This window comes from Hymenobacter plasmatis, assembly GCF_020711255.1.
GTDB lineage: Bacteria > Bacteroidota > Bacteroidia > Cytophagales > Hymenobacteraceae > Hymenobacter.
In genome coordinates this window covers 137,716-161,576 of sequence record NZ_JAJFAW010000009.1, presented here as the reverse complement: position 1 = coordinate 161,576, position 23,861 = coordinate 137,716, and the positions used below count along the sequence as shown (strand labels likewise).

The following is a 23,861-nucleotide window of genomic DNA, read 5'->3' as shown; positions in this document are numbered from 1 at the left end:
CATCAGTTATTAAACCCTTAACGGTTCTAAGACGAAAGCTTGGCGGCATATCGCGCGCTAAAATCAGCCCCTGCGTCCTCGTATAAATCGGTGAGGCCGGTGTAGCGAGAGAAGGCAGCCAGCGTTCGGTGTCCGCTCCACTGCATGGTGTCCTTGATGTAATACCCCAGTTCTAAGCACATGGTGCAAAAGCTTTGCCGGCTGCTATGGCTCGAAATCAGTTCCCACTTTGGTGTTTCGGTAGTGATGGTCTTATCACGCTTCTTGGCCTCGATGACTACCGGTTTCCGTAGAGCTGGAATCAGCTGACAGAGCTCCTTGATGTATTCGTTAAACTTTTGATTGCTCAGGTTGGGCAATAGCAAGGCTCCGGTTTCGAGGTCGATGTATTTGTTGAGCACTTTCTGCAAAGGTTGGAAGATGGGAACGCGCACCAGCATGTCTGTTTTTTGCATGCGCATGACGATGTGTCCTTTCTGGATGTTGTCCTTGTGCAGCCTAACAAGGTCGGAGAAGCGCAGGCCGGAAAAGATTTGCGCAATCATCAAGTCCCGGACGCGCGCGAGTTTGCGGCTGAAGTGCAAGTCGAGGTTTCGTAAAGCTTCGATTTCATGTTGATGTAGAACCACGGGGGGCGCCAGCCTCTGGGTATAAAGTGGTTTGACTTTGCCCAATTTCACGTTCGGCGCTTCCTTTTCGCGTAACAGTTGCCGAAGCAGGCGTACCCGCTTCCCCAAGGTGGCGTTTTTGTAGTCGTAGGTTTTCAAGAGCCAGTGCTGCCATTTGGTTATGTCTTCGTTGGTCAAAGTGGGGAGGAGCCAAGTGGTTTTTTGGGCGAGCTGGTAACTAGTAATATTATTAATCAGGGTGCCGAACCCCTTCCGCGTGGCTGGGGCCCAGTCCGGGTGTTCGTCGATAAAGCACCTCAAGGCATCAACCAAGGTCGCCTGGGATTTCGAAGCTTCACCTGCTTGTTGCAGCTTCGCGGCATCTTGGTAGTAGCCAGCGTTGAACTGGTCGATGGTTGGGTATAACTGGCCGTTTTTGATATAAAGCTGGTTAACCCACTCGTTCAGGCCGGTTAAAACAAAGTTCAGGTGTTTGTTATCCCTGCCCACGTCGGGTGTGCCGTTGGCCCGAATAATTTTCTTTTCGTTGTCCCAGTACCTCTCCGAAATCTTGAAGCCCGTGCGCACGCGCTTGCACTTGCCTAAATGCCGGTACTCGGCGTAAACCGTTACCTCTTTGGTTTTCGGGTTACTAGTTGAGCTTTCACAAGAAGTACTTGGTTGCGAAGGCAAGTTTACGGATTAATACCGCTGGAGTACCAGATTCTAGGGAGCGAGAAAGAAGTTTTAAGGACAACGTACTAATAAACTGTCTTTAAATCTAATCTAAGGGTATTTTGTAGTACGTAAGAGGAAAAAGGTGTTATTCCAGTTGGGCCCACAAGAAACCTCATCTATTACAGATAGAAAGGGGGGGTATTTTTTCTGCTTTTGCAGTAACAGCGTGGAAAAGCTTTGGTGCGCCCAAAAGCACATTTTGTAACAAGCGGGCTACCCTTTTTTCAGCGCCTGCGGTTACAAAATGGGCGCCGCGCTGGTCGTTTCTAAGGGTTGTACAACCGCTGCCAAAGGCCCGGCCAGCCGGGCTTGCAGCTCCTCGGCGTAGGCAGCCCAATCGGTAATGGGCTGTTGAGCCACGCCGCTGGCCATGGCGGCGCGGGCCACGGCCGGTGCAACTGTAAACAGTAGGCGCGGGTCGAGCGGCGTAGGGATGAGGTAGCGACGCCCGTAGGCGAGCGAGTCGTCGGAATAGGCCTCGTGCACGGCGGCCGGCACGGGCTCCTTGGCCAACGCGGCCAGGGCGTGCACCGCCGCCAGCTTCATTTCTTCGTTGATTTCGGTAGCGCGCACGTCGAGCGCACCCCGGAAAATGTAGGGGAAGCCCAGCACGTTGTTCACTTGGTTGGGGTGGTCGGAGCGGCCGGTGGCTATCACAATATCCGGGCGAGTGGCCAGCGCCAGGTGATAGGCAATTTCAGGGTCGGGGTTGGCTAAGGCAAACACGATGGGGTCGGCAGCCATGGTGAGCAGCAGGGCAGGGGGCAGCATGTTGGCCGCCGACAGGCCAATGAACACATCGGCCCCGGCTAGCGCCTCAGCCAGCGTTGTCAGCGGTTGGTCGGTGGCCAGCTCGCGTTTTTCGGGGCTGAGCGTAGGCCGCTGCGTCGTAATCACTCCGGTGGTGTCCAGCACCACAATGTTTTCGCGGCGCAGGCCCAGGGCCACGTACAGGCGCAGGCAGGAGACGGCCGCGGCGCCCGCGCCGTTCACCACCACGCGCACGTCTTCGATGCGTTTGCCCACTAGCTCAAGCGCGTTGAGCAGCGCTGCCGAGGAGATGATAGCCGTGCCGTGCTGGTCGTCGTGCATGATGGGAATGTTGAGCTGCTTGCGCAGCTCACGCTCAATCCGGAAGCACTCTGGCGCCTTGATATCCTCGAGATTGATGCCGCCAAACGTGGGCTGCATTGCCTTCACCACCCGAATGAATTCGTCGGGGTCGGTTACATCCAACTCAATATCGAAGCAGTCGATGCCGGCGAATTTCTTGAACAGCACGGCTTTGCCTTCCATCACGGGCTTGCTGGCCTCGGGGCCCAGGTTGCCTAGGCCCAGCACGGCCGTGCCGTTCGAAATCACGGCCACCAGGTTGCCTTTGGCGGTGTATTTGTACACGTCGTCCTTGCGAGCGGCGATTTTCAGGCAGGGCTCGGCCACGCCGGGCGAGTACGCCAGCGCGAGGTCGCGCTGGGTGCGCATGGCTTTGGTGGGCACCACTTCCAGCTTGCCCGCAGGCTGTTGGGTGTGGTAGTCGAGGGCTTCCTGCTGGCTAATCTTAATCATGTGGTCAATGGCAAATGGCGCCGGAGCGCCGAAGATACCCGCCCGCAATTCCCCTGCGGGCTTACGGCCGGTGCTGGTATTGGTACTTGGACTTGATAAATTCCAGAAATTTAGGCGTAGCCTGCCCAAAACCCGTGGCCTGCAGCAGCCAGAAAGTTTCCACCAGCAGCAGCAGCAACTGAGCTTCCAGCTTGGGCTGCGCATAGCCCAGGCCTTCGAATGCCCGTTGGAGCAAGCCCGGCAAAGGCTGCAAAAAATGCGCGTGCTGCCTGCGGGCAAATTCCACCTCGCTAAGCCGGGCCTGCAACTTCCAGAAATCCGGCTCTTCCTGCACCAGCTCAAGCGGCAAGTCTATCATCTTGTGCAAAAACACCAGTGGGTCCTGCTCGGCAAGGCGGCCGCGGATGTGTTCGACTATACGCTGGTAGCCCGTGGTGATAATGGACACCAAAAGCTGCTCTTTAGTGCCGAAGCGCTTGAAAATAAGGGCCTCCGATACGGGCGCTTCCTTGGCTAGCAATACAGTAGAAACCCGCTCATAGCCTCTTTCGGCAAACAGATGCAAGGCCTTCTGCGCAATAATCTGCTTGCGGCTCAGGGCGATGGGTAATTTCATCGTCACTGGGATAGAATAAATAAGGACGCAAGTTAAAACCTCCACTGTAGTACCTCCGCCGCAATCCGCAATTCTGGTTTCGGCCTACGTGCGCTCAATAATCACGGCGTAGTCTTTCCCAACGCCAATGCATATGGTCACCAGGGCATAGCGCTTCTGCTGCCGCTGCAGCTCAATTGCGGCTTGCGGGTGCCGCTCATGCCTAGCGGGTGGCCCAGGGCAATGGCTCCGCCGAGAAGCAATTGACGGCGGTGGACGGCGCCTGGCAGGTGGCGTTTCAGCCCAATAGGGGCGCTCCGGCCAGTGCTACCTTCGATAAGTTGACTTCCTTAACTGAAAACGGCGACGCAGGCATCAAGTACTTCTCCGGCACGGCTACCTATACCAAGACCATTACCGCGCCAGCGGCCTGGTTTGCCCCCAAAGGCCAGCTGTGGCTGGACCTGGGCGAGGTGAAGAACTTGGTCGAGGCAGTGGTGAATGGTAAATCGGGGGGTGTAATCTGGAAAAAGCCCTTCCGGGCCGATGTCACCCAAGCGCTGAAGCCCGGAGAGAATAAGGTGGAAATCAAGGTGACCAACTTGTGGGTAAACCGCTTGATTGGGGATGCGCAGCCCGGCGCTACGACCAAGATAACCTACACATCCATGGCTTTTTACCAGGCTGATGCAAAGCTTATACCAGCTGGTTTGCTAGGGCCGGTGCAACTGCTGTCCGTAACCAAATAAGCCACTAATCCATTTAGGACGATTTTAAAGAACATCAAGGGCAAAGGTGTTATTCCAGTTCAGCCCCCGAACAAGCCTCTAGCAATATCGCTAGGGGCTTTTTTCTTGCTATGGCTCCGGCCGGGCCGGGTTTATGCCTCTGTTAGCTGCAACTGGGCATCTAGAGCATCATATGGGGCTGAGTAACTCTAGAGTCCCTTGTAAAAACATCACCAGTCAGGAATTCAAAATCGAGTGTGGGGCCAGCTCGAAAATCCGAAACGAATAACCACCACGCTCGGAGAATTGATGAGAATATCCAAACTGGACTCTAAAAATCGAAACTGAGCCGTATTAATAATGTTCAAAATACGGATGAGGTCTGTTATTTGAAGCCATTTTCCCGTTAGCAAATCATTTGGGTTTCTAGAAAATTATAAACCAATACTTTATAAAAAAATTAATATTAAGTTCCTGGAGTTATTTCGCCGGTTGAGGTTGAAAATAATATTTATTTTCCAGTAAAAAATTATAAACTATGGTGTTTTGTCTGCGTATCTTTGGGTAAGCAGCTGCCTAAATAAATCATTCTCACACTTAATCTTTATCGTTATGCTTACGTTAGAAAATCTTGTGGCCGACCTGCAAGTGCAAAAGGTCGAGTTAATCGTTGCTGGTGGTGGTAGCTATTGTGGCTCCCGGAGCACTAGAAGCTACAGCTACCCGAGCCGAAGCGGGTCAAATAACAACTGTTATACCCCCCCCCCGTGTTATACTCCCCCCCCGTGTCCTCCCAGACCTTGCCGGTAATCCTACGCACACTGAACCAGCGCACGCACTAGCTGAATAAGGGCACATATTTCAGTGTTGCGTGAATGCTTAAATAAAATTCAGTGTTGCGTGAATGCTTAAATAAAAGCTGGGGAAACAGGAGTCTGTTGTTTCCCCAGCTTTTATTTAGCATCGGCTGGGCCGCTTTTGCGCGCCGCTACGGAGCACGGGCATGTGCCTGCTGCTCGGCCAACACCACCCCACACTAGCAGGCACGAAGCGCCTCTTGCCCGAACACTTGGCTGGATGGGAGGACTTGGTATGCTGGGGCTGCCCAGCAATGCATGACGGCCGTTTCAGTAGGGGCCGCGCCATATTTTCCATCATTCTTTTCCCGCTCATCCGGGGTGCCCTTATGCACGCCATACGATACTACCTTTCGCAAGGGGTACGCGTGCACGAGCGCGCGGAGGACTTCTATATTGCAACCGTCAGGGACGAGTTCAAAGCCAATCGCACGATTGCCACTTTTCTTGGGCTGCTCAACGAACCTAAAACGGCTCAGGAGCTAACCATTGGGCTCCAGCGGCTAATTCGCGACGCCAGCGAGGCCGTGGTTAAGCCCTTGGTAGACCAGTTTCTGCAAGACCTGCACCGGCTGGAGGTGGTGCGCCAGGAAGGCGAACCCGACATCGCGCCCATCACCCCTTATTATGAGGCCGGTGCCCGCCTGGGGCCCTACCTTATCACCGATTTATTGTCCCAGCACAACCACCTGGTGCAGCTCTACCGGGCCACGGAGGGCGACTCCGGCCGGATGGTGGTGCTGAAAATCTTTGCCCCCGCGCCAGAGGCCACCGGGGCGAATCCGCGCCTGAGCAGTGCCTTGCGGCAGTTTGAGCAGGAGTTTGACATCATGCGCGCGCTTTCGCCGCATCCCTGCCTGGGGGTGCTGCTGGCGTATCATACCCAGCCGCACCCGTACGCGGTGATGGAGTACCTGCCGGGCGGCTCGCTGTCGGAATGCCTGCGCAACGGCACGTTGCGCGCGGACAGCAAAGCGTACTTGGCCACGCAGATACTGTCGGCGCTGGCCCATCTGCACGCCAACGGCGTGGTGCACGGCGACATTCACGCCAGCAACTTCATGGTGAGCGGCGACCGGGTGGCGATGATAGATTTCGGCTTTTCGTACCGCGTGGGGCTTTCAGCCGCCGCGCAAAACACCGACGGTGGGGGAGTGCCAACCTATTTGGCGCCCGAGCGCATCCGGGAGCACAGCTACGAGTTTAGCAAGCAGCCCGCCGATTTTCGGGCCGAGGTGTACCAGATTGCCTTGGTGCTTTTTAAGCTCTACCACGGGCAGCTCCCTTTTGTGGGCAACACCTGGCGCGAACGGGCTGCCTCGATTACTACTTATGATTTTGGCCTACACCTGAGCCCGGGAGTGCCCCACGAGCAGGTGCTGCTGCACGCCCTCCAGAAGGACCCGCTGGCGCGCTACGCCGACGCCCGCGAACTGCTGGCCGCCTGGCAGCAAGCCTTGCTGGTCGAGAATCAGGCGGAATACACACCCGCCTCTTAGCGAAAGCGCCGCCTGACTGGCCGGCGCCCACGGCTGTTTGCAAGCCATTCTTTTTCCGAATCTTATGGTAGACTGCCAGCTCAAAAACAACGACTGCGGGGTAAGCGCGGTGAAGACCATCTTCAATATTTTCGACCAGGACGTGAGTCGAAAATATATTCAGCAGCACATCTTTTTGGATGAGCAAGGCTCCAGCCTCACCGACTTGCAGACCTTCCTGCAGCAGCACGAGTTCACGACCCGGCTGCGAGTCCTCGACTTTCATTACCTGCAAGCCACGCCCGGGGCCTGGGAAGACCTGATGCCCTTTATCATGCCCATCGTGCACCCCAACGGGCTGCATTATGTGGTGGTAGACAAGGTGAAGGGCGACAAGCTGCGGGTGCTGGACCCCGCCAAAGCCAACGAGTACTACGCCACGCTGCCCGAACTGAAGAACATGGCGTACTTCAGCAAGAGCTACTGGGACCTGGTGCAAATGGAGCAAAAGCTCATGCTGCTCTGCAACCAGGAGCTGGCGCAGTACGACGTGAAGCTGGAGCAGGCCCTGACTACCAACGACGCCGGTACGCTGTTCAACAAGCTCACGTACTTCTCCTATATCAAAACCAACTTTGGGCTGAAGGACCGCGAGGCCGAGCAGAAGTTCCTGCACGACCTGCTCTTTAACCAGGAGATTGGGGCCTTGCCCAAGCATTTTCGGGCGCTGAAAAACGACGACACCCGCATGATGCTGCGGGCCCCGCTGGTGCTCACCGTAGCCCCACCGCCGGCCAAGCCACAGGCCGAGGCCGGCACGCCCCAAGCCGCCCGCCCTGAGGCCTCTGTGCCCGAACCAAGCCCTTACCTGACCCTGCTGCAGGAGCTGGGCACGAACCGCCGCATCTGGTATATCTACATTTTTGCGGCCCTGTTTTCGGCCATGACCACCCAGTTGGCCGTGTTCGTCAACCAGGTGCTGATTGACTACGTGTTGCCTTCCTACCAGCTCAATACGCTGGTGGTGTTTGCCATTGGGCTGGGGGTGTTCAAGCTCTTTGACCTGGCCACCAGCCTCAACGTGTCGTTTGTGGGCATCCACATGGGCAACATCCTGGACAAGTACTTTCTGACCCGGTTCGACGAAAAGCTCAACCAATATTCCCTGCCGTTTATCCAGTCGTTCAAGCGCGGCGACCTGACCGAACGCCTCAGCGATGCCTTCAAGCTCAAGGGCTTCTTCCTGCGCTTTTTCACCAGGATTCTGGTCGACGTGTTTGTGTCGTTGTACTCGCTGGCCATCCTCTTCTACATCGATGCCCGGCTCACGCTGATTATCTGCGGGGTGATGGTGGCATTCTACGGCTGGTTTCGGCTGGTCACGCCCACGCTCAAGCGCAACGAGCGGCTGCGCTTCCTGCGCAAGTCCGAGTTCTTCACCAAGATGATTGAGAAGCTCGACGGCATCCAGGTGCTGAAGTCGTTTCGCATCGAAGAAGCTTACTCCCGCAAGCTGCTGCAGGTGGTGACGCAGCTGCTCAACGTGCAGCTCAAGAACCGGTACGTCGACCTGCTGAATGGCGCGGTGGTGTCGGTCATCAGCATGCTGGCGTCGCTGCTCATCATTGTGGCGCTCACCAAAAAGGCCATCGTGGGCAATGCCATTTCGTTGGGCCAAATCGTCACCTTCATTGCCTTGTCGGAGCGGGTGTTTTCCTCGCTGCGCGGCATCCTATCCGAGAACCTGGTGCTGCAGGAAAACGAGGTGGTGCTCAAGCGCTACCTCGACTTTGAGGAAGCGGCGCCCGCGGCCGTACCCAGTGGCGGCATCGAGGATTTTGCTATCGAGAGCCTCTCGCTGCACGAGCTGGGCTTTGGCTACAATCCCCAGCAGCTGGTGCTGCGCAACCTATCGCTGGATGCCGAGCGGGGCGACAAAATCCGCATCGAAGGCCAGAACGGCTCCGGCAAAACCACCCTGAGCAAAGTCCTGACGGGCCTGTACGAGCCCGCCGCGGGCCGCATGCTGATAAACGACACCGACCGTCGCTTCTTCGACCCCGAAAAAGTGAAGGAAAAGCTGGTGCTCGTGACCAACGAAGACATCTTGTTCAACGACACCATTGAGTTCAACATCGCCTTTGGGCGCAAGGTCTCGCCGGCGCGCATCATGCAGATGGCCAAGAAGATTGGCTTGTATGAATTCATTGCCTCGAAAGAAGACGGGCTGGCGTTTCTCATCAATGAAAACGGCCGCAACCTCTCCACGGGCCAGCGCAAGAAGATACTGCTGATGCGGGCGCTGTTCTCTACGGCCGACGTGCTCATTCTCGACGAAGTCCTGTCCGGAATCGACGCCGCCTCGCGGATTCAGATTGAAGGCCTGCTCAACGAATTCACCAACAAAATCCTGATTGTGATTTCGCACGAGGCCATCGACTACCTCTGTTTCACCAAGCATTATTCTCTTGAGCATGGAACCCTCATCGTACCGGCATAGCACGGCCATCTGGCTCATTCAGGTGTTTTGCGGCCTGCTGGTGGGCTTTTTGGTCCTGGGCATTGGGCTGCTGTGCTTCCTGCACATCAACGAAACCATCGATTTCCGGGAAGGCGAAATCTACTCCCGCAACCCGCAAACGGTCATCCGCACGCCCACCGATGTGCGCGTGCTGAAGGTGCTGGCCCGCGAAGGCGACGCCGTGCGGCAGGGCGACACCCTGTTTGTGTTGGAAAACAAGCGCGTGCAGTACGACTACGCCACCACCCGGCAGGAAGTGGGGCTAACCCAAAACAAAATTGCGGTGGCCGAGCGCATGCTGGCCTACACCCGCGAGCGCCGGGCCGCCATGGAGCGGCAGCGCACGCTGTATGAGCAGATGTACGCCGCCGACCGCCTGCAAAACCAGCGCGAGCTGCGCACGCTGGCCGCCGCCCGCCGCTACGCCGAGGAGCAAAGCGCCATCAGCCGGGAGCAGTACCGCACCGATTCCATTCTGCATGCCCGGCAGGCGCTGTCCCGCCTGGAGGCCGCCGAATCGAAGAGCCGCAGCCTGCTCAAGCGCAAGGAGGCCATCGAAACCCGCGCCGCCTACGAGGAAAAGCGCGCCCGGCAAACCACGCTGCTCCAGACCCTACACCAGCAGATTGCCAGCCTGGACATCGACCTGAACACGCTGAAGCAGGACGAGCAAGCCAAGCAGCGCGAGCTGCTGGACTTGCGCTCCCAGCTGGGCAGCACGCGCAACTCGGCCGTGGTGCTCGGCGATGCCGCCAACCAGCTCATTGTGCGGGCCCCCGTGGCCGGCACCATCCTCAACCTCTACAACGACCGCCAGGCCACCGAGCTGCTGGAGCGCAACCAGCCCCTGGCCGTCATTGCCCCAAAGCAGGGCCAGTTCTACGCCAAGGTGATTCTGCCGGAGCGCGAGCTGGCCTACGTGCGCCTGGGCCAGCCAGCCAACCTGAAGATAAACGCCTACTACCACTACAAGTTCGGCCCCATAAAGGGCCGCGTGTCCTTTATCTCGTCGGCGAATGTCAACGACCAGTTTTTTACCATCGTGCAGCTCACGGGCAAGCCCCGCTTTCCGCTCAAAGCCGGATACAAGCTTAAGGGCGAAATCATTACGGGCAAGTACACCTTGCTGCGGTATGCCATGAAAAAGCTGTTCGATAAAATCGATGCGACCAATGAAACAACATAGTTGTTGGGCTGCGGTATTCGGGCTGGGGCTGCTGCTGGGCGTGGGGAGGCCCGCCCGGGGGCAGGAGCGGCTTTCGTACGGAGCCTGCGTGGAGCGCGCGTTTCAGCAGAACCTCCAGCTCAAGCGCGCGCTGCTCGACCTGGAAGTGGCCACAGCCCAGCTCAAGCTGCAAAAAGCCGACCGCCTGCCCACGCTCAACGGCGTGGTGCGCAACAACAACTCGGTGGGCCGCAGCGTGGACCCGCTGACGAATGGCTTCATCAACCGCCAGTTCAATTCCGTGAGCGGAACGGTAAACTCTTCGGTTTATCTTTTCGAAGGGCTCAAAACCGTCAACGCCATCAAGGCGGCCAAGCAGCAGGTGGAGCAGAATTCCAGCCAGGTACAGGCCGTGAAAAACGACATCATGGTGGAGGTGGCGCTGGTGTACATCCGCATCAACTACCTGCTGGAGCTCATCAAGAGCCAGCAGCAGCAAGTGCAGGCCAGTGCCCAACTCGTGAGCCTGACCAAGCTCAAGCTCAATGCGGGCCGGGTGGCGGCGAGTGCGCTGTTTAAAATGATGGCCCAGCAGGCCACCGAGCAGGTTGGGCTGGTCAGCAGCCAAAACGAACTGACCCTGGCCTACCTCGACCTGCGGCAAATCCTGAACGCGAAACCCACCGAGAACCTGCAAATTGCCCCGCTGACAAACAGCGGGGGGCTGGCGGGCTTTGATATGCATACCACTTTTCGGGAAAACCTGGAGCTGGCCGTGGAAGCGCAGCCGGCGTTGGCCGCCAAACGGCACAATGCCTACCGGCTCTACAACCAGATAGACGTGGCCCGCGCGGACAAGCTTCCCTCGGTGCAGCTCACGGGCGCCCTGGGCTCCAACTACAGCAACACCAACCAGCATTTTGATTTTGGGAGCCAGCTCAACAACAACATGTACTACGGCACGGGCATTGTGCTGTCCTTGCCCTTGTTCAATAGCTTTCGCAACAACATGGTAATCCGGGAAAGCCGGCTGCGCTACGAGCAGGGGCTGCTGGACGCCGATATTGAGCGCAACCGGCTTACGCGCGTGATTCAGCAAGCTATTACCGATGCCGAAGCCGCCCACCAAAGCTGGGAAGCCGCGGTAAAAGCCGAAGAATTTGCGCGCAAAAGCTTCGAAGCCGATAACCTCAAGTACCAGTACGGCACCATCTCCGTGTTTGAGCTCAACCAAACAAAGGCGGTTTTCTTGAATGCCCAAACCGACCTGTTTAAAGCCAAGTACGAGCTGATTTTGCGCTCGAAACTGGTCGGGTTTTATCAGGGCCTGCCGCTCATGCTTTAGCCCGCTGCAGGCCGGGTGGCAACCGGCAAACGCGCGGGCTGCGTGGCGAAACGAGCCCGCGGCAGCAAGCGTGGCAACGCCCGGAATAGGATGGGAAAAGAAAATGGAGTGGCAGGCAGGCTATTGGTAGTCGGTTGGCCGTAAGAAACTTAGCGGCTGGCACTACGGCCGTGCTTCGTCCATTTCTATTCTTTCCACCCATGAAAAACATCCTCGTTCCCACTGATTTTTCGACGGAGTCGCACAATGCCTTTGAGGTGGCCTTGCATCTGGCCAAGCAAACCGGCGGCCGCGTGACGCTGCTGCACGTGCTGGAAACGCCCGAAATGGCAACGGCCAATTTCAGCACCTACGGCGGGCCCGTGAACGGCGTAGACCTGCCCAACTACAGTGCCGTCGCCGATGAGGAGTTCATCATCCGGCTCATGCAGATGACCAAGCACCGCATGAGCGCCTTCAAGGAGGAGGCAGCCCGCCTGGCCCCCGGCGTGCCGGTTCATGATACGGTGGAAATAGCGCGCATCGGCGACGGTATCTTGGCTGCCATCGAAAAGCACGGCATCGACCTGGTGGTGATGGGTGCCCAGGGCCACGGGGCCATGGAACACTTCTTTGTGGGCTCCAACACCGAGCGCATGATACGCTTGGCGTCGTGCCCGGTGCTCACGGTCAAGCACCAGCAACCGGAGTTCAACGTGCGCACCATGGTGTTTCCGTCCGACTTTTCTCCCGAAGCCAGCCGGGCCGTCGCCGGCCTGCAGCGCGTCCGGGCCGCCTTCCCCGATGCCACGCTGCACCTGCTGCACGTGGCGGCCCAAGACCACGATGCCGTGGACCAGCACCAGCTGCAGGCCTTTGCCACCCGGCACCACCTCACGCACTACAAGACGGCCGTCGTCAAAGCCGAGCGCCTGAGCAGCGGCATCGAGGCGTATGCGCAGCAGGTGCAGGCCGATTTGGTCCTTCTGCCCACCCACGCCCATTCCGGCCTGAGCACCCTGCTGCGCACCAGCATTGCCGAAACCGTGGCCACCCACGCCTTCCCGCCGGTGCTCACCTACCATTTTCAGTAGCCGGCGCCCGTAGTGGCCCCAGCCGGCTGGCGTGCTAGGGGAGGGGTAGCCCATTCGTGGGCAGCCAGCTCAACTTGCTTAAATCTGCATGGGCGACTGAGTGGCTTGTTTGGCGCAGGCTTCGGCACGCCCGGAGCCACGCTACGGCTGTACCTTGCCCGGGTACCTTTGCGGTGCTCATCTGAAAGTAGGTCTATTGAAAACGTATTACCCGGCCCTGACCGGTGTCCGGGCGGTGGCGGCTTATATGGTCGTCATGGTGCACATGTCGGCCCTCGAAACGCCGGCTCAACTGCCGTACTTCAAGATGCTGGCCGTGGAGTACATCCGGCAGTGGGGCATTGGGGTGGTCATTTTCTTCGTGCTCAGCGGCTTTCTCATCACCACCCGCTACGCCGACCGGGTTGAGCCAACCCGGGCCTGGGCAACGCGCTACCTGCAAAACCGGTTTGCGCGCATCTATCCCATCTATTTTTTGCTCACGGCCCTGGCCTTTGCGGTTATGGTGCTGCGGCCCACGCACGGGTGGTGGGAGTGGAGCGCCGCGTTTACCCTCCCGGAAAAACTGTGCGCTGTGCTCCTGAACCTTACCCTGCTGCGGGGCTACTTCAACCAGTACGCGGTGCTGGGGCTGCCCACGGCCTGGTCGCTCACCGTGGAGGAGACCTTTTACCTAATGGCCCCGTTCCTGCTGCTGGGCCTGCGGCGCAACTTCCGCCGAGTGGTGGTTTATCCGGTGGCCTTGCTCGCATTGGGCTTCCTGCTGGTGGCCTTCTGCTCGCATTTTCTGCCCTATTATGGCTTGATGAAGGATGCGAAGTTCATGCTCAACATGACGTTTTTCGGCCACAGCGTCGAGTTCGTATTGGGCATGGCCTTGGCATTATGGGTTGCCCGGCAGCCCCGCCCAACGGGCCGGGGCATCGCCTACACGGTGCTCGGGGCGGGCGGCATCCTGCTGTACATGCTGGTGCAGGCCCTGCTGTACCATTTCTTTCCGGGGCATTACTACCCCATTACGGAAGAGCCGGACTGGTCTTATCGGCTGCTGTTTGCCAATAATGTGGGGCTGCCCGTGCTTGTGTGCAGCCTGTTTTGGGGCCTTATCAGCGAGCAAACGCTGCTGCGGCGGCTCCTGGAAACCCGGCTGTTTCAGCTACTGGGCAAGGCTTCCTACGTGTTGTACTTAATCCACCTGGGCACGTTCGATTATCTGTTCCGGAAATATGTTTCGGGGAGCAGCCTTATTTGCCTCGTGGCTTATACCCTGGTTAGCATCGCGCTTTACAGGCTAGTCGAGCGCCCGCTGCACCAGCGCTTGCGCGCCAAGCCCCACCCGCAAGCGGTAGCGGCTTAGATAGGGTCAACATAGAAAAAGCCCTGGCAATTAGACAGGGCATTTTAAATAATACCAATCAAGGATAGCTCTCCAGTAGGAAGATTACCTACTACCCAAAACGGGCTGCTTTGGACTCACCCTGAACAATGGGCTACCCCAAGCGTCGCAGCCCAATTACGCCAATGATAATGAGGCTGGTATAGAACACGCCGAGGAGGGAGAAAGGCTGCTTGAGCACGAATACATCGATAAGCTTTAGCCCAACCACCGCCAGAGCCATCCAGGCGGCGTAGGCCGTGGCGGTGGGAATATGGCGCATGGCCATCGACAGAAACATGACGTTGCCGAGCCCAAAGGCCACGTAGGCCACCAACGGTATCACGGGCGTGAGGTGGGCGGGCTGGGACAGAGAATGCAGCCAGTCCACATCCCGGATTTTCTGCACATTCAGGGCTTTCAGGCTGTAGGTCCAGCAGACCTCTAAAAGCGAAGCCACGAATAAGTAAAACCAGGGCATTGTCGAGAGAAATAAAGGAGGAAAGGGTCGTTTTATAAGGGAATTCAAGCCGCGCCACTATCGGCCAAAACCGATGGGGGACGGGCCGCCGAGCGCCGTTTGACCAAGCCCCGCAGGCGCCTCCATAATAGCGGGCGCAGCAGGTTGTAGCGCCGCAGCAGAGGAAACCGCCGCCCGAGCTGGCGCTCGTCGAAGCGCTTCACGGAGAAGACGTGCTGCAGGAAGTAGTCTTTTGGGTACTCATAATACAGGCCCCATTTCCGGGGTTTGTGGCCGGGGAAGTAGGCGGTGCCAAAGAGCCAGTCCCAAACGGCGAACTTGGTGGAGAAGTTCGCGTGAAATACCTCCTGGTGGTCGGCGTGGTGCCAGAGGTGCATTTCGGGTCCGTTGAAGAAATATTGCAGGCGGCCCGATTTTACGTCGATGTTGGCGTGAATGTAGATGCCCCACACGGCATCAATCAGCGCCTTGATGGGCACCACTGCGGGGTGGGCGCCGAGCAGCACAATGGGCGCAAACTCGATGGTCTGGTTGATGATAATCTCGACGGCGTGGGAGCGGGAGCCCGCCAGCCAGTCTACCTGCTTGCCGGAGTGGTGGGCTTCGTGGGTACGCCAGAGCACGGGGCTGTGGTGCTGCCAGCGGTGAAACCAGTAGATGTAAAAGTCGTGGGTGACCAGAAAAAACAGCACCTGCACCCACACCGGCCAGGCCGTGACGAGGTGCAGCCGGGACAAGGCAAAATTCTGGTCGAGGGGAAGAATGATGTAATCAAAAATGATAATCTTCAACAAGTAGCTCTGCACGAAGGTGTAGAGCACAAGGTCGGTCCAGAAGCCTTCCCGGAAAAAGGGCAGCCCCTGGCGGTACGGAAAGCGCCGTTCCAGCAAAATGACTACGGCGACCCAGCCCAGCAGCATGGCCGTGGTGATGATTTCGACCTGTTTCATATCCTCGGCGTGCTAATCGCGGAAACATCCTCCGTAGCAGACGCGGCCAGCCGGCTTTTGTTTGCCCAAGGCCGCAATCTTTTGCGCGGCGGGCTACTAGGTGCCTACTGGGCTTTGCTCGCGGCGCAGGCGGCGGCGCGGCTCCTGCTCGCTGTCGTACACGCACTTGATGCCGTCGCCGAAGGCCACCTCCGCGTCGCGGATGTCGCGCACGAGCTTGGCCATGCCGCCCGGCTCCACCGAGGCGGCGTGGTCGGAGCCCCACATGGCGCGGTCGAGGGTGAAGTGGCGCTCCACAAAGCTGGCGCCCAGGGCCACGGCCGCCACGGTGGTGGCCAGCCCGGTTTCGTGGCCGGAATAGCCGATGGGCGTGGTGGGAAACAGGGCCTGCAGCGCCGGAATCATGCGCAGGTTGAGCTCCTGGGGCGGGCAGGGGTAGGAGGAAGTGGAGTGCGCTATCATCAGGTTATCGAGCCCCACCCAGCCCACGGCCTGCGTAATTTCGTTGAGGGTCGACATGCCGGTGCTCAGCATCAGGGGGCGGCCGGTGGCGCGCACGCGGTTGAGCAAGGGCCGGTCGGTGAGGGAGGCCGAGGCCATTTTGTAGAGCACGGGCCGAAACTGCTCCATAAAATCAACCGACGGCTCGTCCCAGCACGAGGCAAACCAGTCGATGCCCAGGGCGCGGCAATAGTCGTCGATGGCGGTGTATTCGGTCTGCCCAAACTCAGTGCGGCGCTTGTAATCGATGTACGTCATGCGGCCCCACGGCGTGTCGCGCTCCTTTTCCCACTGGTCCTTGGGCACGCACAACTCGGGCGTGCGCTTCTGAAACTTCACCGCATCGCACCCGGCGCGCACCGCTTCGGCGATGAGCTGCTTGGCCAGGTCCAAGGACCCGTTGTGGTTGATGCCGATTTCGGCGATGATGTAGGCGGGATGACCGGCCCCGATGAACCGGTTTTTACCGATGGCGACAGCATTCATGCGATGGGAGTTAGCGCGTTCGAAAAGGTGTGGAAAGTGGAGCTAGCCGCCGGGGCGGCTAGGGCAGGCTGCGCAGCAATTGCCGCTCAAGAAATACCCGCTGGCGGCCGCTGGATTCGGGGCTTTGGCTGGCGATGATGAACTCGGCCAGCTCCCGAAAGCAGCCGTGGCCGCCGGAAGTGGTGCAGTGGTAGTCGGCTACGTGGCGGGCAAAGCGCGTGGCATCGGCCGGGCAGGCCGCCAGCCCCACCAGCTTCATGATTTCCACGTCGTTGGTGTCGTCGCCGATGAAGGCCACTTCGTCGGGCTGCAGCTGCAGGCGCGTCAGAATTTCCTGCAGCTTGGCGGCCTTGTCCTTCACGCCGAGGTGCAGCTCGGTGATGTGCAGCTTGAGCGCCCGCTTCACCACCGAGGGCGACGTTTCGCCCGTAACAATGCCCGTGGCAATGCCGCAGTTGCGCAGGCGTTCGACGCCCATGCCGTCGCGGATGGAGAACTGTTTCATCTCTTCTCCCTGGGCCGAATAATACACGCCGTTGTCGGTGAGCACGCCGTCGGAATCGGTGAGTACCAGCTTCACGCGGCGGGCCTTGGCATTGAGGTGGGCTGTTTCCATAGTTGCAGATGAATAGGTGAACAATAAAGATTATAGATTCGGTGAGGATACCTCTAGATGTAAGTTTATGAAATAGTTATGGAATAAAGGAGGCCGTCCGGCCCGGAAAAATCAGATGGCCGTCCAGCCGCCGTCCACCACCAGATTGGCGCCGGTCATGTAAGCGGAAGCATCCGAAGCCAGAAATACCACAGCCCCTTGATAATCCGTGGCGGTGGCCATGCGGCCCAGGGGCGTCTTGGCGCTGTACTGCTGAATGAAAAAAGTATCCTGATTATTTTCTACCCCGCCCGGCGACAGCGTGTTGACCCGCACGCCGCGCTTGCCCCAATACGCCGCCAGGTAGCGCGTGAAGCTGATGACGGCCCCCTTGGTGGCCGGGTAGGAGGGCGACTTAAAGAAGGTCTGCTCGCCCTGCGCATTCACGTAAATGCTCTGGTCGGGCCCCACCAGGCCGTAAGTACTCGCCACATTGATGATGCTGCCGTGGCCCTGCACCGCCATGGGCGTGCCGAACACCTGCGCCGCCAGGAAAACGCCCGTCACGTTTACTTCCAGGGACTGCTGCCACGTGCTCAAGGGGAAGTTCTCGAACTTAGACAAGTCGGCGGCCAGCGTAGGGTTTTCAAACATGTCGTTGATAGCCGCATTGTTCACCAGCACGTCGATATGCCCAAATTGGGCTAAAATCTGGTCGCGCGCCGCTGCCAGGGATTCCGGGCTGACCACGTTCACGGCCAGCGGCATGTGGTGGCCGCCCGGCAGTTCCGCAGCCACGGACGCACAGGCCGCAAGGTCGAGGTCAGCCACTACCACGTTGGCACCAGCCAACGCTAAGGCGGCGCAGTGCTGGCGGCCGATGAGCCCACAAGCGCCGGTGACAATAGCGGTTTTGTCGAGTAGAGAAAAGAGGTTAACCATAAGGGCCCTAAAAGGCTATCGATGAGAGTTTGTCGTCATGCAGAGCGGAGTTTATCGCTTGTGGTAGCAACTCAGTCGTGTGTCATGCAGAGCGCAGCGAAGCATCTTATCAGGTCAGCACGACTCGTGCAACGGGGAGAAGATGCTTCCTTCGTCAGCATGACAGACGGCGCGAGCGAGATGCTCCGCTCTGCATGACAAACGGCGCTCGGCATGACGCTCTGAAGCTTGAGCTACTTCGCCTTCACCGGCGCGGCATTAGTAACCTTGCGGAACACGGCTTCCACCGGCTCGCCCAGCAGGCGCGAGGCCACGTCACCGGCCTCGATGGCGGTTTTCAATAGTGGCAGCACATCGCGGTAGGCGGCCAGGGTGTGGGCCACGTCGGCATCGGAGTGCGAAAAGCACATGTTGTGAAAGCCGCCCCACAGGATGCCGCGCTTGAACAGCTCCTGCTGCATGAAGGCCTTTATTTCCATGGGGTTGCCGGCTGAGGCATCGAAGGTGACGATGGTGCGGCAGTCGTAGCCGTAGCACTTGGTATACTGACTCAGGCCGAGTTCAGCGGCAATCTGGTTGTAGCCGTCCTTGAGCTTTTTGCCTTGCTCGGCGAGGCGGGCGGGCACTTTCTTTTCACGCATCTCGGCGATGGTGGCCATGGCAGCGGCCATGCTCAGGGCCTCGCCGCCGAAGGTGGTGAAGAAGAACACGTCCTGCTCAAACAGCTCCATTACGTCGCGGCGGCCGGTGAGCAGGGCAATGGGCATGCCGTTGGCGAAGGCCTTGGAATACACCGCGAGGTCGGGCGTGATGCCGAAGAACTCCTGCGCGCCGCCCACCGCAATGCGGAAGCCGGTCCACATCTCATCAAAAATCAGCAGCGTGCCGTTGGCCTTGCAGAGGGCGGCCAGCTCGTGCAGGAAGTTGTCCTTGGGTGCATCAAAAATGAAGGGCTCCAGAATAACGCAGGCCACGTCCTCGTCCAGCAGCGCTTTCACCGAATCCAGGTTGTTGTACTCGAAAGCGGCCGTCAAATCCTTTACTTCCTGCGGAATGCCCTTGTCGCGGCTGGTGGTGCCGATGTACCAATCGTGCCAGCCGTGGTAGCCGCAGCACAGCACCTTGTTGCGGCCGGTGAAGGCGCGGGCCACGCGCACGGCCGCCGAGCACACGTCGGCGCCAGTCTTGCTGATGCGGATGCTCTCGGCATTGGGGATGATTTCGTGAATCAACTCGGCCAGCTCAACTTCCAGCTCGTGCATCATCGAGAAGGTGATACCATCCTGCAGCTGGGCCCGAATGGCATCGTCCACTCGCGGGTAAGCGTAGCCAAGCGAAATCGGCCCAATTCCCATCTGGTAGTCGATGAATTCGTTGCCGTCGACGTCCCAGATGTGCGAGCCGGCCCCGCGCTTCACGTACTTTGGCGAAACGCCCTTGGTGTACTGCCCGGGCCCTTTGGCCAGCGTCTGAGTCACGGGCGTCATGATTTTCTGAGCGCGGGCATACAGCTCATCCGACTTCGTGATTTCGGGATAATTCTCGTTGAAAGAAACGGTGTTTGGCATGGGAAAGGATATTTAACTGTTAAACTAGAGCGTCATGCTGAGCTTGTCGAAGCATCTCGCTCGCATCGTTGAACGATTTGTTTAGTGACAGCACGCGAGATGCTTCGGCTACGCTCAGCATGACGTTCTATTGATTGTGCCAAGGCGGATTATTCGGCAAACTGATTTTCCAGCACGGCCGGGCCGGCAGAAATAGTTGAGCCATTTTCTCCCAGTGCCGTAGCGATGCGCTGGGCAATGTGCTGGCCTGTAAAGCCCTCGTGCTCCAATACAGCGCTCAGGCGGCCCGGCCGGTACCACCGTTCCTCCAGGGCAAGTGGCAGCACCCGCGCTGTGAGCTGGTTGCGCAGCAGGACTTCGGCCAGAATGGAATAGAGGCCGCCCGTAATGAAATGGTCTTCCACCGTGACGATGAGGGAGCCGCGGCGAGCTACTTCCAGCAGGGCCGCTTCGTCCACTGGTTTAAGACTGCGGAGGTTGATGAGGCCTACCGACTTGCCCTGGGCCTGCAGCAGCTCGCGGGCCACCAGCGTTTGCTCGAACAGCATGCCGTAGGTGAGGATGGTTATGTCGGTGCCTTCGGCCACGATTTCGGCTTTGCCCATCTCGAAAGGGGCGTGCTCATAGGTGGCGGGCCGGGTGTTGATGCGCACGTACGCCGGCGCCGGCGAGGCCCAGATGGCGGGCAGCATGGCGAGCATGTCGGCTTCGTCGGCGGGCGCAAAAACGGTCATGCCGGGGATGCCGCGCATCAAGCTCACGTCTTCGATAGCCTGGTGGGTGGGTCCGTTGCCATCGGATAGGAAGCCGGGCACGAAGCCACTCAGCTTCACCGGTAGCCCGGCAATGCCCACGTCGGTGCGCACGAATTCGAACGCCCGCAGCGTGAGGAAGGTAGCCAGCGCGTGCACCACCGGAATACGGCCGCGCAGGGCCAGCCCAGCCGCCGCGCCAATCAGCGTTTGCTCCGTGATGCCGGTATCGATGAAGCGCGGGCCCAGCACCGCCGGCAGGTTGCGGATGAGGGCCCGGTTTTCGGCCGTCATCACCACCAGGCGGTCATCGGCCAGAGCTGTTTGCTTGATTAGTTCTTCGTAGGTCATAAGTCTGTCCTTGGCAATTCCTTGTCCGTCATGCTGAGCGCAGCCGAAGCATCTCTACTGCGCAAGTAATCATAGTTAGTGGAGCGGTAGAGATGCTTCGGCTGCGCTCAGCATGACGGCCTTTTAGGTTATTTATTATCGTACCGTCAGCGTTTCGGAGCGCAGGGCTACGGGCGTTTCGCCGTGCAACTCCTGCAGCAGTTCCTCCACTTCCTCCGCCGAGAAGTTGCAGAACCAGCGGTCGGCGCGGGCTTCGATGCTGGGCAGGCCGCGGCCGCGCACCGTGTCGCAGATGATGACGCTGGGTTTCGTGCCCGAAAAGGGCAGGGCCGAAAAAGCTTCCTCTAGCTGGTTGAAATTGTGGCCATCGATGCGGCGCACGGCGCAGCCGAACGCTTCGAACTTGGGCGCCAGGGGCTCCAGCGGTATCAGGTCTTCGGTGGCCACATTAGCCTGAAACTGGTTGCGGTCGACCACCAGTGTGAGGTTGTTGACCTGGTGGGCGCTGGCCACGAGCAGCGCTTCCCACACCGAGCCCTCGTTCAGCTCACCGTCGCCGGTGATGACGATGACCTTGTTGTCCTGGCCGTGCATCCGGCAGTCGAGCGCCACGCCCAGGGCCACGCTGGGCAAGTGGCCCAGCGAGCCCGAGTGGAATTCCACGCCCGGCACGTTGCGGTTGGGGTGCCAGTAAATGTGGTCGTCGGTGCTGAGGTGACGGGCCAGGCGTTCCTTATCCAAAAAGCCCAGCTCCACGAACGTGCCGTAGAGCGCCGGTACGTCGTGGCCTTTCGATAGGAAAAGGTAATCGCGCGTGGGGTCCTGCAGATTGTCGGAATGCACGTTCAGGCAGTCGGCGTAGAGATATACCAGCAGGTCGGCGCAGGAGAGGGAGGCGCCGGTGAAACAGCCGCCGTCGGTGCTTAGGCGCACGATGTGCTCGCGCACGCGCAGGGCCAGGGCTTCGAGTTCTTGGCGTTTTTGGTCGGTCATAAAGTAGGGTGCGGGGCTGGCCCCGCCCGTCGTTGAACAAATAATGTTTCGGTAACTACTATCGGTATAGGCGTCCGGGCGGGGCAAGCCCCGCCCCTACAAGGTTCTGGTTTGCGAAGAATCCACGGTTTTAAGCTCGTCGAGGTGGTTGCGGTACCAGTTCACGCCCGCCAGGTGGGCGTTGAGCTGAGCTATTTCGGGCCGCTTGGCAAGGAGATTTAGGATGTCATCCAGCCCAAAGGCGGGATTGGCCGGGTACAAGGCGTCGTAAACGGCGCTGATGAAGGCGTAGTCTTCCGGGTAGTCGATGGTCCACCGGTGCGTCATCGAGAAATCCTGGCCGGTGTCCCAGGCCACGTTGCCCACCCGGAAGCGGTCGGGGTTTTCCCAGAAAAAGGGCGTGGTGTGCTCGCGCTCCAGCGGCCGGCGGGCTTCCCGCCAGGCTGTCTCCAGCGCGGCAAAGGGCATTACTTCCACGTCGTTGCCATCGGGAAAGGTGGCAGGGTGCAGGTTGCTCACAAAGTCGTAGCGGTCGGAGAAATGCAGGTAAAACCCCACCACCTCATCAATAATAGCCGGGTCGATGAGCGGGCAGTCGGAGGGAATTTTCAGTACCACGTCGGCGCCGTAGTGGCGGGCTGCCTGGTAGTGGCGGTCGAGCAAATCGAGGGCGTCGCCGCGGAAACAGCTCAGGCCGTGCGTGGCGCAGCATTCGGCCACGGCGTCATCGGCGGCTTCGGTAGTGGTGGCCACTACCACGGTGCCAGCCAGTTGGGCGCGCTGCACCCGCTCTACCATGCGCACCAGCAGCGGCTGGCCGGCTAGCGGCAGCAGCACCTTGCCGGGCAGGCGCGAGGAGCCCATGCGGGATTGCACTACAGTTAGGATTTTCGGCAAAGACATGGTAGAGAAGTAGCTAGCCGGTTAATTGGTATTAAGCGGTAAACAGCTGGTACAAGGAAGTTCTAAAGTTGAAAAAGCAGGACGGTTTTATAGTCGCGTCGTTATTAGTCGTTATTAATGGACAACCAGCGAGCCGTCGGCTGCGGCTGCGGCGGCGGAAGAAGTGAATTCTTCGGGCTGGTACTGGCGCAGGAAAGCCGGGGCGCTGCCCTCGAATCGGCTGAAGCCCCGGCAGATAGCCGCAATGCGCCGGGCCGAGGTGCCGCCGTTTTGCCACGGCTGCTTGCGCTTGAGGTCTTCCACGTCGAAGTAAGAGTGCACGGGTTTGCCCAGGGCCAGCCCCACGTACACCACCGTCGAATACTGTGTGATGAGCTCGGCGCAGTTGGCAATCATGTGGTCGGTGTTGCCTTCGGTGTACACCAGGGTGCCGGGTGGGGCATACCGCTTGATTTCGGCCACGGCGCGGTCGGCTTGCTCGTTGGGGTGGAGCTTGAAAATCATCGGCCGGCCCGCGGCAATGCGCGTGCAGTTGGCAATGAACTTGCGGCGGTTGTCGGGGGTGAAGGTTTCGCGCAGGTCGGAGGTGGCCACCAGCACGTAGCCGTGGTGCGGGAAGTCGTTGTGGCGCAGCTTTTCGGCGTCGTCAAAGTTGGGAATGCCGGTTACCACCAGCTTGTCGCGGTCGACGCCCACATACGCGAAATGCTCTTTGTAGCCCTCCGAGGCCACACAGTAGATGTCGCAGCAGTTGGCCAGGCCGTTGAGGGCCGTGCCGATGGCCAGAATCGGCATCCAGTTGAGCTTGCGGATGAGGCGGGCCCACCAGTTGAGCGGGTCGGTCATGCCTTCCTGCACGAAGATGGTTTTGGTGCGGCGCACCAGCGGCCAGGGTACTATCACGTCGGAGCAGCACACCAGAAGGTCGTAGGTGTTGCCGTATTGGCGGGCTTCGAAGTCGTTGGCGAGGCCGTGCTGGGCCAGGTATTTATCGGCCTTGGCCTTGATGGCGCCCGTCACAATGGTTTTGTTGAGCCCCCCGGTTTTGAGCAGAAACCGGTAAAAGCCGCGCTGCCAGCCGTCGTAGTAGAGCTGGCTGAAGTAAGGTTCAAATTCGTCTTCGAGCAGCTGCGCAATCTGGTGCATCTGCGTGGTTTGGTTGGGCGAACCAATGAGAAAGAGGACCTTTTTTCGGGACATGCAGGAGGAAACAATGACGCAACCGGACCACAAACGCACCGCCTCGTTTCACCGCTTGCGCATCAGCTCCACCGCTTGCACAGCGGACGC

The 23,861-nt window shown here is 59.1% G+C and carries 19 protein-coding genes and 2 pseudogenes; 7 read left to right on the top strand and 14 right to left on the bottom strand.

Going from position 1 to position 23,861, the window contains the following annotated elements; all coding sequences use genetic code 11:
- Positions 1-26: 26 nt before the first annotated feature.
- The 4 genes and pseudogenes from LJ738_RS08875 to LJ738_RS08860 all read right to left on the bottom strand — a co-directional run.
- Positions 27-1,301, bottom strand: a complete 1,275-nt coding sequence (locus LJ738_RS08875) for a site-specific integrase (RefSeq protein WP_227785976.1) — start codon at positions 1,299-1,301, stop codon at positions 27-29.
- Between the two features lie 345 nt (positions 1,302-1,646).
- Positions 1,647-2,912 (bottom strand): annotated as a pseudogene (locus LJ738_RS08870) (malic enzyme-like NAD(P)-binding protein); the annotation flags it as partial.
- Between the two features lie 61 nt (positions 2,913-2,973).
- Complete coding sequence (locus LJ738_RS08865) at positions 2,974-3,528, bottom strand: TetR/AcrR family transcriptional regulator (protein ID WP_227785975.1); 555 nt, start codon at positions 3,526-3,528, stop codon at positions 2,974-2,976.
- An 84-nt stretch (positions 3,529-3,612) separates the two neighbouring features.
- Positions 3,613-3,761: pseudogene (locus tag LJ738_RS08860) on the bottom strand (3-oxoadipyl-CoA thiolase); the annotation flags it as partial.
- On the opposite strand from LJ738_RS08860, the gene LJ738_RS08855 reads away from it, so the two are divergent.
- The 7 genes from LJ738_RS08855 (at position 3,738) to LJ738_RS08825 (ending at position 14,031) form a co-directional block, all read left to right on the top strand.
- On the top strand, positions 3,738-4,256 hold the full coding sequence (locus LJ738_RS08855; RefSeq protein ID WP_227785974.1) for a glycosylhydrolase-like jelly roll fold domain-containing protein: 519 nt from the start codon (positions 3,738-3,740) through the stop codon (positions 4,254-4,256). The pseudogene LJ738_RS08860 and the gene LJ738_RS08855 sit on opposite strands and share 24 nt — an antisense overlap.
- 1,165 nt (positions 4,257-5,421) lie before the next feature.
- Positions 5,422-6,591: a serine/threonine-protein kinase gene (locus LJ738_RS08850; RefSeq protein WP_227785973.1), complete on the top strand. Its 1,170-nt coding sequence runs from the start codon at positions 5,422-5,424 to the stop codon at positions 6,589-6,591.
- A gap of 64 nt (positions 6,592-6,655) precedes the next feature.
- Positions 6,656-9,070: an ABC transporter transmembrane domain-containing protein gene (locus tag LJ738_RS08845; RefSeq protein WP_227785972.1), complete on the top strand. Its 2,415-nt coding sequence runs from the start codon at positions 6,656-6,658 to the stop codon at positions 9,068-9,070.
- Positions 9,045-10,277 (top strand): putative HlyD family type I secretion protein, encoded by a 1,233-nt coding sequence (locus tag LJ738_RS08840; RefSeq protein WP_227785971.1) that lies wholly within the window; start codon positions 9,045-9,047, stop codon positions 10,275-10,277. The genes LJ738_RS08845 and LJ738_RS08840 overlap by 26 nt, the downstream gene beginning before the upstream one ends.
- On the top strand, positions 10,264-11,601 hold the full coding sequence (locus tag LJ738_RS08835) for a TolC family protein (RefSeq protein WP_227785970.1): 1,338 nt from the start codon (positions 10,264-10,266) through the stop codon (positions 11,599-11,601). The genes LJ738_RS08840 and LJ738_RS08835 overlap by 14 nt, the downstream gene beginning before the upstream one ends.
- 200 nt (positions 11,602-11,801) lie before the next feature.
- Positions 11,802-12,674, top strand: coding sequence for a universal stress protein (locus LJ738_RS08830; RefSeq protein ID WP_227785969.1), 873 nt, complete (start codon positions 11,802-11,804; stop codon positions 12,672-12,674).
- Between the two features lie 196 nt (positions 12,675-12,870).
- The gene (locus tag LJ738_RS08825) at positions 12,871-14,031 is read left to right on the top strand and encodes an acyltransferase family protein (RefSeq protein ID WP_227785968.1); all 1,161 of its coding nucleotides are present in this window, start codon (positions 12,871-12,873) and stop codon (positions 14,029-14,031) included.
- A 133-nt stretch (positions 14,032-14,164) separates the two neighbouring features.
- Here the strand turns inward: LJ738_RS08825 and LJ738_RS08820 are convergent, their stop codons facing one another.
- From LJ738_RS08820 to LJ738_RS08775, 10 genes are all read right to left on the bottom strand, one after another.
- Complete coding sequence (locus LJ738_RS08820) at positions 14,165-14,509, bottom strand: DMT family transporter (protein ID WP_368045545.1); 345 nt, start codon at positions 14,507-14,509, stop codon at positions 14,165-14,167.
- 65 nt (positions 14,510-14,574) lie between these two features.
- Positions 14,575-15,480, bottom strand: a complete 906-nt coding sequence (locus tag LJ738_RS08815) for a sterol desaturase family protein (RefSeq protein WP_227785966.1) — start codon at positions 15,478-15,480, stop codon at positions 14,575-14,577.
- Between the two features lie 96 nt (positions 15,481-15,576).
- Entirely contained in the window at positions 15,577-16,467 is an 891-nt protein-coding gene (locus LJ738_RS08810; protein WP_227785965.1) for an N-acetylneuraminate synthase family protein, read from the bottom strand.
- 58 nt (positions 16,468-16,525) lie between these two features.
- Positions 16,526-17,083 (bottom strand): KdsC family phosphatase, encoded by a 558-nt coding sequence (locus LJ738_RS08805; protein WP_227785964.1) that lies wholly within the window; start codon positions 17,081-17,083, stop codon positions 16,526-16,528.
- Between the two features lie 111 nt (positions 17,084-17,194).
- Positions 17,195-18,004, bottom strand: a complete 810-nt coding sequence (locus LJ738_RS08800; RefSeq protein WP_227785963.1) for an SDR family oxidoreductase — start codon at positions 18,002-18,004, stop codon at positions 17,195-17,197.
- 233 nt (positions 18,005-18,237) lie between these two features.
- Complete coding sequence (locus tag LJ738_RS08795; RefSeq protein WP_227785962.1) at positions 18,238-19,572, bottom strand: aminotransferase class III-fold pyridoxal phosphate-dependent enzyme; 1,335 nt, start codon at positions 19,570-19,572, stop codon at positions 18,238-18,240.
- Between the two features lie 149 nt (positions 19,573-19,721).
- The gene (locus LJ738_RS08790; protein ID WP_227785961.1) at positions 19,722-20,675 is read right to left on the bottom strand and encodes a transketolase family protein; all 954 of its coding nucleotides are present in this window, start codon (positions 20,673-20,675) and stop codon (positions 19,722-19,724) included.
- 135 nt (positions 20,676-20,810) lie between these two features.
- A complete protein-coding gene (locus LJ738_RS08785) occupies positions 20,811-21,668 on the bottom strand; it encodes a transketolase (RefSeq protein ID WP_227785960.1) in 858 nt (285 codons plus the stop codon).
- 96 nt (positions 21,669-21,764) lie between these two features.
- Entirely contained in the window at positions 21,765-22,571 is an 807-nt protein-coding gene (locus LJ738_RS08780) for a cytidylyltransferase domain-containing protein (RefSeq protein ID WP_227785959.1), read from the bottom strand.
- A gap of 114 nt (positions 22,572-22,685) precedes the next feature.
- Positions 22,686-23,771 carry a hypothetical protein gene (locus tag LJ738_RS08775; RefSeq protein WP_227785958.1) on the bottom strand — a complete coding sequence of 362 codons (1,086 nt, stop codon included), beginning with the start codon at positions 23,769-23,771 and terminating at the stop codon, positions 22,686-22,688.
- Positions 23,772-23,861 lie beyond the last annotated feature (90 nt).